At 60.8% G+C, this 13,087-nt stretch carries 14 protein-coding genes; 1 reads left to right on the top strand and 13 read right to left on the bottom strand.

The genetic code is table 11. The features are described 5' to 3' along the window. Positions 1-114: 114 nt before the first annotated feature. The 7 genes from dmpG to AC07XP_RS11175 are packed head-to-tail and all read right to left on the bottom strand — an operon-like array spanning position 115 to position 6,127. Positions 115-1,158, bottom strand: coding sequence for a 4-hydroxy-2-oxovalerate aldolase (gene dmpG, locus AC07XP_RS11205; RefSeq protein ID WP_495264688.1), 1,044 nt, complete (start codon positions 1,156-1,158; stop codon positions 115-117). Continuing rightward, positions 1,155-2,099, bottom strand: coding sequence for an acetaldehyde dehydrogenase (acetylating) (locus AC07XP_RS11200; RefSeq protein WP_495264687.1), 945 nt, complete (start codon positions 2,097-2,099; stop codon positions 1,155-1,157). The genes dmpG and AC07XP_RS11200 overlap by 4 nt, the downstream gene beginning before the upstream one ends. A gap of 37 nt (positions 2,100-2,136) precedes the next feature. After that, entirely contained in the window at positions 2,137-3,309 is a 1,173-nt protein-coding gene (locus tag AC07XP_RS11195; RefSeq protein ID WP_495264686.1) for a Rieske 2Fe-2S domain-containing protein, read from the bottom strand. Positions 3,310-3,330: 21 nt separating this feature from the next. Next, complete coding sequence (locus tag AC07XP_RS11190; RefSeq protein WP_495264685.1) at positions 3,331-4,191, bottom strand: alpha/beta fold hydrolase; 861 nt, start codon at positions 4,189-4,191, stop codon at positions 3,331-3,333. Between the two features lie 34 nt (positions 4,192-4,225). Further along, a complete protein-coding gene (locus AC07XP_RS11185; protein WP_495264684.1) occupies positions 4,226-5,038 on the bottom strand; it encodes a DODA-type extradiol aromatic ring-opening family dioxygenase in 813 nt (270 codons plus the stop codon). Then, the gene (locus tag AC07XP_RS11180) at positions 5,022-5,327 is read right to left on the bottom strand and encodes a hypothetical protein (protein WP_495264683.1); all 306 of its coding nucleotides are present in this window, start codon (positions 5,325-5,327) and stop codon (positions 5,022-5,024) included. Before AC07XP_RS11180 ends, AC07XP_RS11185 begins: the two co-directional genes overlap by 17 nt. Before the next feature lie 17 nt (positions 5,328-5,344). Then, positions 5,345-6,127, bottom strand: a complete 783-nt coding sequence (locus tag AC07XP_RS11175; protein ID WP_495264682.1) for a 2-keto-4-pentenoate hydratase — start codon at positions 6,125-6,127, stop codon at positions 5,345-5,347. Positions 6,128-6,348: 221 nt separating this feature from the next. Between AC07XP_RS11175 and AC07XP_RS11170 the strand changes: the two genes are divergently transcribed. Continuing rightward, entirely contained in the window at positions 6,349-7,002 is a 654-nt protein-coding gene (locus AC07XP_RS11170) for a GntR family transcriptional regulator (RefSeq protein ID WP_095745954.1), read from the top strand. A 262-nt stretch (positions 7,003-7,264) separates the two neighbouring features. On the opposite strand, the gene AC07XP_RS11165 is transcribed toward AC07XP_RS11170, so the two are convergent. The 6 genes from AC07XP_RS11165 to AC07XP_RS11140 form a co-directional block, all read right to left on the bottom strand. After that, positions 7,265-8,038, bottom strand: a complete 774-nt coding sequence (locus AC07XP_RS11165) for an alpha/beta fold hydrolase (RefSeq protein ID WP_495264681.1) — start codon at positions 8,036-8,038, stop codon at positions 7,265-7,267. 10 nt (positions 8,039-8,048) lie between these two features. After that, entirely contained in the window at positions 8,049-9,035 is a 987-nt protein-coding gene (locus AC07XP_RS11160; RefSeq protein ID WP_495264680.1) for a DODA-type extradiol aromatic ring-opening family dioxygenase, read from the bottom strand. A 22-nt stretch (positions 9,036-9,057) separates the two neighbouring features. Further along, positions 9,058-10,044: a LysR substrate-binding domain-containing protein gene (locus tag AC07XP_RS11155; RefSeq protein ID WP_495264679.1), complete on the bottom strand. Its 987-nt coding sequence runs from the start codon at positions 10,042-10,044 to the stop codon at positions 9,058-9,060. Between the two features lie 31 nt (positions 10,045-10,075). After that, entirely contained in the window at positions 10,076-10,396 is a 321-nt protein-coding gene (locus tag AC07XP_RS11150) for a non-heme iron oxygenase ferredoxin subunit (RefSeq protein WP_495264678.1), read from the bottom strand. Positions 10,397-10,543: 147 nt separating this feature from the next. After that, positions 10,544-11,617: a porin gene (locus AC07XP_RS11145; protein ID WP_495264677.1), complete on the bottom strand. Its 1,074-nt coding sequence runs from the start codon at positions 11,615-11,617 to the stop codon at positions 10,544-10,546. 141 nt (positions 11,618-11,758) lie between these two features. Beyond that, a complete protein-coding gene (locus tag AC07XP_RS11140) occupies positions 11,759-13,036 on the bottom strand; it encodes an MFS transporter (RefSeq protein ID WP_495264676.1) in 1,278 nt (425 codons plus the stop codon). Between the last annotated feature and the right edge of the window lie 51 nt (positions 13,037-13,087).

The raw sequence follows: 13,087 nt of genomic DNA, 5'->3' as shown, positions 1-13,087 counted from the left end.
TTGAGGTGCGAAAAAAGGGAAGTCCGGCCCTTGGATGCGAAGGCTGAGAAATGGCGGTCGTGTCGCGGGACGGGGGCTCCGTCGCAACCGCACTTTCTCCGCAGCTCGCAATTCCTAAGAGACGGTGTCGGCGATGGGTGGCTTGGAATTCAGAAGATCCAGCGCAACGTCGACGATCATGTCTTCCTGGCCGCCAACCATTTTTCGTTTGCCTAGTTCAATGAGAATTGAACGGGTATCCAGGCCGAAAGTCTTGGCTGCACGTTCCGCATGACGCAAAAAGCTCGAATAGACACCCGCGTACCCCAGCGAGAGCGTTTCGCGGTCCACCCGCACAGGACGGTCCTGCAGGGGCCGAACCAGATCTTCGGCAGCATCCATCAGTGCGAGCAGATCACATCGGTGATCCCACCCGGCACGGTCCGCTGCGGCGATGAAGACCTCCAGCGGTGCGTTTCCGGCCCCCGCACCCATGCCGGCCAGCGAGGCGTCGATGCGGGTCGCACCGAATTCGACAGCCACCATCGAGTTGGCGACGCCAAGACTCAGATTGTGGTGCGCGTGGATGCCGCGCTGGGTTTCAGGCTTGAGCACTTGGCCGAACGCCTGCAATCGCTCGCGGACTCCTGTCATGTCCAGGGCCCCGCCGGAGTCGACGACATAGACGCATTCGGCACCGTAGGACTCCATCAGCTTTGCTTGGGCGGCGAGAGCCTCGGGTGCGATCATGTGAGACATCATCAAGAAGCCGACGGTGTCCAATCCGAGGTCCCGCGCGGCGCCGATGTGCTGGCGAGATACGTCTGCTTCGGTGCAATGGGTTGCGATCCGAACCGAGCGCACGCCAACGGCATGCGCATCGCGCAAGTCGTGCAATGTGCCGATGCCGGGTATCAAGAGCGTCGTCACTCGTGCCCTTCGAACCGAGTCGGCCACTTCGCCAATCCATTCGCGGTCGCTGTGTCGCCCGAAGCCGTAGTTGAAGCTGGCGCCGGCCAGGCCATCGCCGTGAGCGACCTCGATCGCCGCGACGCCCGCTTTGTCGAGCACGGTGGCGATGTCACGGGCTTGTGCGAGCGTGTACTGGTGACCGATCGCATGCATGCCATCTCGCAAGGTCACGTCCTGAACATACAAGGAGGTAGGTTGTCGGCTCACGAGATGGCCTCCATTTTTTCGAGCATTCGCAAGGCGAGATGGTCGGCGGTAGCCATCGCGGCCGACGTCATGATGTCGAGGTTGCCTGCATACGCGGGAAGGTAGTGGGCAGCGCCTTGGACTTCCAGGAAGACCGTTGTCTTGAGGCCAGCCATGACACCGGCACCCGGAACGTTCAATCGGCCGTCGGCGCCGACTTCATCGAACTGCACGGACTGCTTCAGGCGATATCCCGGGACGTAAGCCTGTACGGCACTGACCATTGCGGCGATCGACTCCTCGATCTGACCCGTGTCCGCGGACGCGGTGAGCGTGTAGACGGTGTCGCGCATCATCATCGGAGGATCTGCAGGATTCAGGATGATGATCGCCTTCGCGACCTCGGCACCGCCAACCTCTCGCAGTGCCTGGGTGGTCGTTTCGGTGAACTCGTCAATGTTGGCGCGAGTTCCCGGCCCTGCGGACTTGGACGCGATCGAGGCGACGATCTCGGCATATCGCACGGGAGCGACCCGGTTGATTGCGGCCACAATGGGAATGGTCGCCTGTCCTCCGCAGGTCACCATGTTCAGGTTGACTGCGTCGACGTGTGTGTCCAGATTCACCACCGGCACGACGAAGGGGCCGATGGCCGCCGGCGTCAGATCGATGATTCGGCAGCCGCTTGGCGCCAGGCGCGCCGCATTGACGAGATGCGCCTGGGCCGAGGTCGCATCGAAGACGATCGCGACGTCCTGAAACTCAGGCATCGCAATCAGCCCATCGATGCCCTCCGAGGTGATCGCGATGCCCAGCCGGGCGGCGCGCGCGAGTCCATCGGACTGCGGATCAATTCCCGCCATTGCAACGATCTCGAGGTGCTTGGAGTTCCTCATGATTTTTATCATCAGGTCCGTCCCGATATTGCCCGAGCCTATGACGGCGACTTTCAATTTTCGCATTGGATTCCAACGTAGGTTTTTGCAGCCGATCTTCGGCTCAGAGGTGGTCGGGTCGTTGAACGCCGCGGTTGTGGCGATGGCACAGTTCGCGCCACTTGATGATCGGATGGTCGCCCTCGATCAGCATTTCCTGGAGCCAGGCCTTGTCGCTGCTATAGAACTTTTGCAGCGCGAGCCGAGCTTCTATGTCTTGATTGTTGAAGCCGTCCAGAGAGACTGGTTTCCATCGATTCCAGAACTCCTGCTCGTGGTCCAGAGCCTCTTGCGGATTGGTTACCCGCTTGCCGATCATGATCAAGTAGTAGTGCTCATCCTCGCTGACAGGGACGTACCACTCGAACTGATGGCGGCCCGCGTCCGGGAAGTCGTCAACCCGCAGAACGCCCGGCAGCCACAGCGACGCCGCGGTCGTTCGGGTAGGCACACCATCGGTTCGGGTATTGCGCACCCCGCGGACGACGACGTCGCCTTCGACCTGGCCTTCCCAGAGGCTGACGTGATGGGCGAACTCGTCATACACGCCCTTGGGCTGCCCGTCCACCTCGTGCAGGACGATTTGCCCGGAATTGGCAGTGTGTCCAACGGGCAGAGATCGCTGCGTGTCGTTGACCAGCGGAGAGGTGCGGTGGATGTAGACGTGCAACCCATCGAAACCGTTCTCGCAACCCACGCGCCAGTTGGACTGGACCATGTAGGAGTCGCCTTCGAGGGCCAGGTCCTCGTCGAGAAACATCGGAGGGACGTCTTCGCAAAGCGGGTGCGGCTTGACATCGTCGTCACCCATGAAAACGAACACTGCCCCCTTGGCTTCCTGGACCGGGTACGACTTGACGCTCTGCCTGCCAATTGCCTTGCTATCGGGCGAGGCGAGGATGTCGCAGAGTTCACCGGTTTCCCACTTGTAGGTAAACCCGTGATACCAACAGGTAATGGTGCCCTTCGTGTAGCACTCCAGCTTTTCCGAAAAGGGGACGCCGCGATGAATGCAGCGGTCGCGCAGTGCATAGACCTTTCCGTCAATGCGTTTGAGCAAGATGTTCTCGCCGCACAAAGTGGCCTTCACGATCTGGGATTCGCCGATCTCGCGCGACAGCTTGATCGGATACCAATGATTGCGAAAACCGAGCTTTGCTGCCAGATAGGTGCGCCAGGATGGAACCTTGCGCAGCAAGCGGTCGTCAACGAACGTGATAGGGGCTTCCATTGTCATCTCTCGGTCTCGTGGTTCGTTCTAGAAGAGTTCTTCATCGAAAAAGGCTGTTGTGATGGCCACGAACTCTCGAGGCGACTCCATCATTGCCCAATGCCCGACATGGGGAAGGACGAATCCCCAGGAGTTTTCGAGCAGCTCAAGATAGCCATAGGTACGAGCCAATATGGCAACCTTGTCGGCCTTGCCTCCCACTACCAGGGTCGGCGCCTTGACAGATGCAATCTGCTCGGATGTGTACGTCAGCTTGCTGCGTTTGATGACATCGATGGCGGCCCTGGCCGCGGGCTCTTGCATGAGCGCATGTCGATACTGCAGAAGTTGCTCGTCGAACTGGAAGCGTGGTCCGCCAAGATGCTCCATGATCGTTCGCATGGCTTCGATCGAATAGTCGTAGGCAGCGAACGGGCGCATGGCCTCGGGATCGGGGTTCGAAATTCCAAGGCCGGCACTGCCCATGAGCACCAGCTTGCGAACCAGATCGGGGGCGGTCATGGCCACGCCCAGGGCCGTGGCGCCACCCATCGAGTTTCCAATCAGGTGCGCCGGGGCTGCGTGATTCAGATGCCGAATGAGCGCCGTCAGGTGGCGGTTTCTCGCCTCCTGGCCATAGTCGTAGACCGACGGATCCGGCTTGGCTGTGCGCCCGAAGCCTGGCATGTCGTAGGCAATGACCCGAAATTTTCTTGCATAGGCCGACAAGCAGCTTCGCCAATTTCCCCAGGAGTCGGCACCTGCTCCGCCGCCATGAACGAGGACCAGGAGGGGACCTTCACCGGCTTCGATGTAGTGGGTGGTCAATCCGTCCAGTTCGACGAATTTGGATTGAGCGCCGATCGCGGCGACATCCTTGCTGATGTCGCTCGCATGAGAAGAAAGCATGGTTGGCTCCAGTTTTTGATATTTGCCTGTGAGTTCAGGATTGGGGCGTCATGAATATTCCGCCCATACCCGTCCACCAAGGCGTCATTGCTTCGTAGTAGATGGCTTCGCCGCGGGCATTTCGCAAAGCGCCGGCCATGCAGGCCCAGGTGGCGATCTCCAAACCGCCATTGCCTCCGTGGTCCGTGATTTTTTCGGGAGTCCACTGGCCCAGCCTCTCGCCTTGACCCGAGATCACCAGTTCGATGATCGATTGGTCCCATTCGGCATTGACCCGGCCGGAGTCCGGCATGCAAACCCAATGGGACAGCCCACCGGTGGCAACGATCGCTACGCGCGTCGTGTCATCAATGCTGGCGACGTAGTCGGCGATGATCCGGCCCAGTCCGAAGCTGCGCGCGCACGTCGGAATCGGCTGCATGACCGTGTTGATGTAGATGGGGACGATGGGGATGCCGGCGTCGCCATTGATCATTTCGTTCGGTACCGTGATCCCGTGGTCGGGCGTGAGCCGTTCGACACCGATCAGATCAAAGCCGGCGGCGGCAGCGAAATGCATCAATCCGGTGGCAAATTCGCGATGACCCCGATAAGCCACGCGACGGGTTCCCAGATCGCCAAGCGGGAGATAGGAGTCGGCCAATCCCACCGCCCAAGGGATCTGGAAATCCAAGTTGAAGTTGGTCAGATGGTCACTGGAGACGATCAGCAGCAGGTCCGGCTTGCTGGCGCGGACTCGCCGGCCAACCTCGAGCATGCCGTCGGCAATCCGTTGAGCCGCGTCCGCGGCGTTGCCGGGAAGCCCGAAGGTATGAGACGTGGCGGCGCCACTAACGATCTTTGCCATCGAGGTGCTGATCCTGGAGATAGGGTTGAATCGAGGCTGGCGGCAGGCTTAACAGGCCCAGCGCGGCAAGCAGCTTGAACTGCAGGTTGGGGTGCACATCGAGTTGCGCGAGTGCCTGCTTGGGGTCGGCCAGCAGGGCGCGCCGTTGCGCTTGCGGCACTTCGAACTCGGTGTAGACCGCCTCCGCGTTCTGGGCCAAGCGTGCGGCGAAACCCGGGTTGCCGACTGTGTTGGAGATCAGTCGATGCAACTCCACCGGGGGGCGGGGGGCGGATTTGTCGTGCGTCACGTTCGCTCCCGGGTGTGCTAGGAGAAGGTCACGTCGCACGCGCCAAAACCATCGACCTTGAGTTGATAGTGGGTGTCAGCATGCACCGTGACCATGGGCCCGAGCGCACCGGTCATGATGACTTCTCCGGCCTTGAGCGGCTCGTTCAGCGCAATCATCTTTTGCACCAACCAAAGCGCCGCCAGGTAAGGATCGCCCAAGCAGGCAGCGCCAGCGCCTTGCGAGACGACTTCTCCGTTTGCGTACAGCTGCATGGTGCAGCCGACGGTGTCGACCTCGCTGGGGCGCAGGCGTTGGTTGCCGATGACGAACAGTCCTGAGGAGGCGTTGTCGGCAATCGTGTCCACGATGCCGATCTGCCAATTGCAGATGCGACTGTCCACGATCTCCAGGGCCGGGGAAAGCCAGTCGACGGCATCGACCAGCTCCGCCAGCGACGTTGGCGCAGTCCGCATATCGGTGCGAAAAGCCAGTGCAATCTCGCCTTCGATGCGCGGCTGGAGCAGCTTCGATCGATCAATCGTCGCTCCATTCGCCACGCGCATGCTCTCAAAGAGAACGCCGTAGTCGGGCTGGTCCACGCCCAGCTGCTTTTGAACGACTGGCGATGTCAGCCCGATCTTGCGGCCCACCACGGCTTCGCCTGCCCGCGTGCGAAAGGCGGTGTTCAACTGCTGGACCTTGTAGGCGCCCTCGAGGTTCAGGGGGCCGATCTCGGGACCGACGGGGTCGATGGGGACGCCTTCATAAGCCCGCCGAATTCGCCGGGCGACATTCTCAAAGAGTGCCAATTTGCTCATAGCGTTTGCTTTCTGCCGGCTCCCTTCCGAAGGGAGCGGCCAACTACATCAAGGTAAACTGCGTGTCCGCGATGTTCTGAATGTCGCGCTCTGTGTACTGTATGCAATGAACATTCCTCTGTCAATGGAGCGACGGAGGGTTTTCGTCGTTTGTGCGACCGAGCGCGGGTTTCCTCGGGGCAGCGCATCCACTTTTTGCTTCTTTTCCAGCGAGTTTTTCCATGGCACGTGCTTCTCTGATAGTCCAAAGCGCTCCTTTGCGCGAACAGGTTTACGACGCGCTAAGGCTTGAGCTTCGCAACGGCACGATCAGTCCCGGCTCCAGACTGCTTGAGGTCGAGGTGGCTGCGCGTTTCGGTGTGTCGCGCACGCCGGTGCGGGAGGCGCTTTTCCAGTTGGCGCGTGATGGCCTGATCGTCACCAGCGATCGCGGTTTCATGCTGCCTGCGGACACGCCACGCGACATCGCGCACCGGCTTGAGGCGCACTTGTTGATCGACCCACGAGTGGCCCGCCATGCGGCAACGGATGCAAGCGCGGAAGACATCAAGTTGTTGGGCAAGGCGCTCGAAAAGGAGCAGCAGGCACAGCAGGCCAATCGCTTCGCTGCTTTCGCAGAGAGCAGTTACCAGTTCCGGCTCTCGTGGCGAAAAATGTGCACGAACGTCCCGTTGCAACGTTGCGCACTGATGCTGGAAGACCAATTCCTGGCAGTGCGAAACGAGTTCTACAGAGATCCGGCCAATCGCGCATTGGCTGTGTTCCATGATGAACGTGTGTTCGCAGCGATCGAGCGCTGCGACGGAGATGCGGCCGAGGAGTGCACGCGCGTCTATATGCAGGAGTTGATCAAGAAGTTTTCGGTCGCTTCATGACCGGGTAAGGGCAGGGGCGCGACTCAATCCTGCTTCAGTTGCAGACGGTACGTCTTTGCAATCTTGACCCACTTGGTTTGCTCGGTCCGCATGAGATCCCGTATCTGTTGTGAACCTTCTTCCCTGGGTAGCAGTCCCTGCTTGGCGAAATTGGACCTGATCTCAGGCGCGGCAAGGCTGCAGGCGAAAGTGCGGTGTAGTGCTTCCACGCGGGACGCTGGCACGTTTCGGGGATCGAGCACTCCGTACCAAGCATCGCCCCCTATCGCGGGCACGCAAGCCGTTCCAGCCAATCCGTGAGCACCCGGTTGAACGCGTCCGGGTCTTCGAAGTGAGCCGAATGACCGGCGCCTTCGATCTCTGCGTAGTTCGAATTCGCAAGCCGCTCGTGGACCGCGCGCATGGCTTGCGGTGGAAAGAGCACATCCTCCTGGCCCACAATGAACAGGATGGGCAGTCCGCTGCGCTCGAGGCTCTCCAGGGTCACGCGCCGCGGTGCACCCTTGAGCGTTCGCAGGGTGACGCTGTTGAAACTCGCGAGCTGTTGATAGAGTGCAACGCGTTCGGGCATGGCTGTCCGAACGCGTGAGCCAAGCACGCGCTCGACCTGGGGAAGGTCGGCGGTGGCAGCCTCTGCAACTGCCATTCGCTCGCGCGCGGCGGGCGGCAATTCCAGACCAACCAGAGAGTCCGCCACCACCAATGCGCGCAGCCGCGCCGCGTGCTCGGCAGCGAACGCCATGGCTGCACCGCCGCCCATGGACTGGCCGATGAGCACCGAGCCCTCGAGCCTCAATTCGCGCCAGATGGCGACAAGATCGTCCGCAAAGCTTTCGCGTCCTGATTGCTCCACATCGGTGGAATTCCCGAATCCGCGAAGATCCAGCGTCGTCAGGCGCCAACGATGGCTCAGGCCGGCAATCTGCGCGAACCAGCTGGCGTGATTGCCGCCGACTCCATGAAGCAGGACGAGGCTCGGGCCCGCCCCATGTTGCTCGAAGTAGATTCGGCTCTCGCCGATTGTCAGATAAGGCACGTGAGGAGCTTCATTCCCAGGTGGCGAACGCCATTGCACATCCCGTACCGGCAGGGCTGCGATAGCAAGGAATGTAGTCGATGAGATTCATCTTCATGCCCTCTACCGCGCCCGCGAGGGCCGACCAGCAGCGAAACTCGGAGTTGCCCGACTGGAGCTTCTCGAGCTGCAGCGCCGCGTGCTGCTCGATGTCCCCGGACGCCATGACCCGCAAGAAATCGCGATCGAACTGCTCGTCGACGACAAAATGGCTGAGCCCACCTGTGGACACGATCGCCACGCGCAGGTCGTCAGGCCAAGACTCCACGAGCCTGCGAGTGGTTTGGCCAAGCTGGTACGCCCGCCGCGGCGTGATCTGGGTGGGCGGATAGTACGTATTGATGCTGACCGGAATCACAGGATACGTGTGCTCGGACATGATCTTGTAGTACACATATCCGAAGGAGTGGCTCATGCCTTGTCCGGCAGCCATGTAGCGCGAATGCGCCGGATCGAACCCGGCACCCATCAAGTCTTCGATGAGCCGCAACGCGCGCGGCGCATCCACCGGGTAGTCTCTTTCCTCTTGCGGATACCAGAGCTCCTGGTTCAGGCGAGGGTCGTACTTCCATTTCATGATTCCCTGCGCCTTGTAGGGAAGCGAGTCGCCGCAAAAGACGGAGATCGATGGCATGTTGTCTTCGTCGAAGACTTCCTTGTGATCGTCACCGAGCACGATCAGAAGGTCTGGAGACGCTGCATCCAGGCGACGCGTAAGTTCAGCCATCGCCGCCTGATTGGCTTGGTGGCGCTTGTGCATGACCTCCGGAACTATTTGCTCCGTCAGCGCGGGATCGGCTCTTGAAAGCAGCTCCTGGTAGGAGACCCGCTTGCCGTCGAAGTCATGCAGCGCAAAGAGGTTCTGGTCGTCCTGCGCCGCGCGTGCGAGCCATGCAGATGGCTCCATCAACAGCGCTGGACTGTGAGAAGACGCAATTCCCATTATTACTTTGGCCATAGGATTCCTTTTTTGGTGGAGGTTAGAAAGGGCTCGGCGCGCCTTCAGTGGCGGCGCGGCTGAAGGATCGGTGGGCAACGGACAAGACCCATCGCCTGATTTCCTGTGTGGCCGGCTCGCTCGTCGACGACTGGCGAGTCAGCATGTAGTACCCACCCGCACTTTCGAGTTGTGATTCAAGAGGGCAAACCATCTCGGCGTCCCCAAGCACGCTCTCGAGAAATATCCTGGGAACGATGGCAATGCCTTTGCAGTCCTTGGCTGCTCGGATCGCCATGAAGAAATGGCCGAAATCCAAAGAAGGTGCTTTGGCGGGAGGTCCCAAGCGATGGTGGGCGAGCCAATCTCCCCACGCATGCTTTCGATTCGCGGTGTGGATCAGCCGGTAGTTCAATACGTCGGCAGCGCGCTCGACCGGGCGGCCTTGCGAAAGCAACTTGCGCGACATCACGGGCACGAGAACGTCGGGGAAGAGAAAGTCTGCCTGCACGTCCTTCCAACTGCGTGCCATCTCGAGGTCGATGCGCGGCGCAGCGGCGGCATATTGCCGGCCTGGTAGCCGGCCCACCCGGATCGCAACGTCCGCCTGATGGGTCCGGAAGTCGACAGGGTCAAGTGAAGAATCGATCCGAAGCTCGATGTGCGGGTGCGTCTCCGTGAACTCCTGCAGCAAAGGCATCAGCCAGAGGGTGCAAAGCGTCGGCAGTACATCCAGAGTGACGCGTCGGTGGGCATCGCCCATCGTCATCTTCGTGGCCTGCTCTATGTTGCACAGAGAAGCCTGGACGGCCGAGAAGTAGTCCTTCCCCTTCTCGGTCAGTTCGATGCGTCGGGTGAATCTGTCGAAAAGCCTCACGCCCAGGAATTGTTCGAGCGCGCGAACCTGGCGGCTGACGGCGCCCTGCGTGACGTGCAGTTCGTGCGCCGCCTGCGTGAACGACAACTGGCGAGCTGCGGACTCGAATGCGCGCAGTGCCGGCAGGGGCGGAAGTCGAAGTGATTGGCTCACGACTGCGCGCTTCGAACTGGTTGGCTCTCAACTACGCAAGAAGGCCGTAGAGGTCATCGCCCTTGCGTTCAATTGCATAGGTCTTGAGCGCCTTTGTGCAGGGAAACTCGAGTGCCTTGCCGGTGCGGATGTCGAAGGCGCCGCCGTGCAGCGGGCAATGAAGCACGCCGTCTTCGATGTGCCCGTCCGAGAGCGACACCAGCGCGTGCGTGCATGTGTCTTCGGTCAGGAAAAATTCGTCTCCGATGCGGGAAACGGCAAGTGCCTCTTCGCTGCCCTTGGGACAGACTTGACGGGGGCGTTCGGTACCGACGTCGGCGGCCTTGCATAGCCAGATGGGAGAGGTGCTCATGGGCAAATTTCAAAGTGAGGGAAGGGGCGCGGCCGGCGCGCTTCCTGCAATGCAGGACATCAACGCCGCATGGCGTCAATGTTCTGTGTATGCAGTATGCACAGAATTTCCGTCTGTGTCCAGAGGCTTTTCGCCGGCATGGGGAGTTCAGAAGTTGTGGCGGATGCCCAGTGCCACCCCGAACTGCTTCTTGCCCGCGAGGGAGGGCGACTGGCCGTCGACCGAGAGTGCAGACGCCCCTTGGTTGTGCATGTAGCCCGCCGTGGCATACAGGTTGGTGCGGGTGGACAGGAGGTAGCGCAGCCGGGCCACCGGGAACCAGGCGTCATCGCGGCTGTGGCGACGGTTGATTCGATAGAGCGTCGCGTCCAAATGGACCAATGGCGCAATTTCCTGAGTCAACGACACCCAGCCGATGGACTGTCGGTACGGCGTTGCGCTCTCGTGCTTTCGTCCGATCCAGCCCACGCCGATCCGGCCCTTGAACACGGTGACATAACCATTCAGTGTGGTTCGAAGATCGTAGTACCTGCTCGAGTTCAGGTCCTCGAAGCGGATGCCCGGTGCGCCGCGCAATTTGTCGTAAGCGGCAGCGACTCCCCAGCCATCGCCGTCGTAGGTGCCGAGCATTGAAAGCTGCGTGCAGGCCTTGTGATCACTGGCCTGTTCACCGGGGCAGTTGGTGGCTGCAGGACCGCCGGTTGCGGCCACGTCGCGCCCGAAGCTGTAGACCGCGCGGTAGTTGAACCTGCCGTAGGTAAACCGGTAGCCGATGGAGTTGTCGGCGCGATCATTGGGAATGTAGGGGTCGACGGAGCCCACGCCGAAGAGGTTGTCCCCCATGTAGTCGGAACCGTACAGCGCATAGCGAAACGTGTATTGCCGACCCAGCACCACTTCCCCGTACGGTGTTTCAAGCCCCACCGTGGATTGGCGGCCAAACGAGCGACCGCCTTGAGAAAGGGTTCCGGTGTCGGGGGCGAAGCCAGTTTCCAAGACAAAGTTGGCGCGGTAGCCGCCACCCAGATCTTCGGTCCCGCGAAAGCCGATTCTCGACGGCGTGGAACCGTTGGAGGTCAGCTTCTTGATCGTGAACCCGGCACTGCCCGTTTTGTCGATGTAGGCGACGGCGGCGTCAACGATGCCGTAGATCGATACCGTGGACTGCGCGAAGGCGGGCGCGCCGCACGCAATCAGCATGGCGGCCAGAGGGCGTTTCATTGGATGTTTCATGGATTTTCATGACGAGGTTGGGGCTGTGCTGTGACGGGCGCAGCGTGCGATCAGCTCACTCACGTCAGTGAGGGCTGTGAAGCGAGAAAGGACGGACTCGGCGTTGATGTCGTCGTCCGCCGGACGCGATCAGACGTCTCGCAGATCCTTGAAGCGCGGCAGCATCGCGCACAGCAGGCAAACGGCAGCCAGCATCCCGATCGAGCAAAACAGCGCGATGCGATAGTTGCCGTAGTGCGACTGCATGACGCCATACAGCACGGGACCCAGCGCAGTCCCGCCCATGAACGCGCCGAAGACAAGACCGTAGAGTTCACCCATGGACTCCAGACCGAAGTACCGACTTGTGAAATAGCCCAGAACGTCGGATTCGCTGCCCAGTCCGATGCCGAAGAAGAGTGCGCCGGCATAGAGCCCCCAGATGCCGACGTTCTCCAGCACGAAGAACAAGCCAACGATTGGCAACATGAACACGAACATGGCAACGCGCGGCGCGAAGAAGCGGTCGAACAGCATGCCTGTCACGATGCGACCGACGATGGCCCCAAACGTCAGCAACGACACGATCACCCCGGCGACCTGACCAGGATGGATGCCCGCATCCAGGAGCATCGGAACGAAGTGAATCTGGATGCCGTGCAGCGCCGTCGCCATCAGGAACGCGATGGCAAGCAGTGCCCAGAAGACGGGCATGCGCAGCGCTTCCTTGCGGTCGATCGAAAAGGCGGCATCGATCGCGGCGCCACCATGCGTCGGTTTGGCGTAGGGGGCCAGTCCCACGTCGCTGGGCAGATCGCGCAGGAGCCACGCGACGATCGGCAGGCCGATCAGCAAAACCGCCAGCCCGAGTCCCACGTAGGCGATACGCCAGCCATGGTCGGTGATCAGGTATTGGGCCAGGCCGATCCCGATCGACTGTCCGGCCGCTGTTCCGGCTGACGCGATGCCAATGGCCAATCCGCGACGGGTTGTGAACCACGCGATCAGCACCCTGACGTAAGACACGTTGTTCGCCGCGACGCCCACGATGCCCAGGATCGCAAACATCAAATAGAAGTGTGCGAGTGAGCTGGTCAGAAAGAACATGGTGCAAAGAACCAAGCCCAAGCCGGTCATCGAAGGCAGCAGCACGCGTCTGGCGCCATGCCGATCTATCAGGCGTCCGGCAACCGGGGTAAAGATGAGCAGCATCACCGAAATGATGGACAGCGCCGCGGCCGCCTGCCCACGGCTCCATCCGAATTCCTCGCCCAGGGGCTTCATGAACGTTCCAAACGTGAGGAACGTCATCGACGTCTGGCCGAACGCCATCCCGATGAATGCGATGGCCGCCATTCGCCAACTGGGATGTATGAAGTGACTGGCGGGCCGAATCTGCGCGGGAGAGATGTGAGTACCGTAGCTCATGAGGCGATCCTTTTTCCTTTGAGATGAAACAGACAACTAGCCATCTCGGCT

This window comes from Variovorax sp. GW531-E2, from assembly GCF_059423125.1.
The sequence above is the reverse complement of the archived record's forward strand: the minus strand, read 5'-3'. Positions and strand labels throughout refer to the sequence as shown.

Coding starts and splice junctions, on each gene's coding strand:
- AC07XP_RS11200 (WP_495264687.1), bottom strand. CDS start 2,099: ATGCGAAAATTGAAAGTCGCCGTCATAGGCTCGGGCAATATCGGGACG.
- AC07XP_RS11195 (WP_495264686.1), bottom strand. CDS start 3,309: ATGACAATGGAAGCCCCTATCACGTTCGTTGACGACCGCTTGCTGCGC.
- AC07XP_RS11190 (WP_495264685.1), bottom strand. CDS start 4,191: ATGCTTTCTTCTCATGCGAGCGACATCAGCAAGGATGTCGCCGCGATC.
- AC07XP_RS11185 (WP_495264684.1), bottom strand. CDS start 5,038: ATGGCAAAGATCGTTAGTGGCGCCGCCACGTCTCATACCTTCGGGCTT.
- AC07XP_RS11175 (WP_495264682.1), bottom strand. CDS start 6,127: ATGAGCAAATTGGCACTCTTTGAGAATGTCGCCCGGCGAATTCGGCGG.
- AC07XP_RS11170 (WP_095745954.1), top strand. CDS start 6,349: ATGGCACGTGCTTCTCTGATAGTCCAAAGCGCTCCTTTGCGCGAACAG.
- AC07XP_RS11160 (WP_495264680.1), bottom strand. CDS start 9,035: ATGGCCAAAGTAATAATGGGAATTGCGTCTTCTCACAGTCCAGCGCTG.
- AC07XP_RS11150 (WP_495264678.1), bottom strand. CDS start 10,396: ATGAGCACCTCTCCCATCTGGCTATGCAAGGCCGCCGACGTCGGTACC.
- AC07XP_RS11145 (WP_495264677.1), bottom strand. CDS start 11,617: ATGAAACGCCCTCTGGCCGCCATGCTGATTGCGTGCGGCGCGCCCGCC.
- AC07XP_RS11140 (WP_495264676.1), bottom strand. CDS start 13,036: ATGAGCTACGGTACTCACATCTCTCCCGCGCAGATTCGGCCCGCCAGT.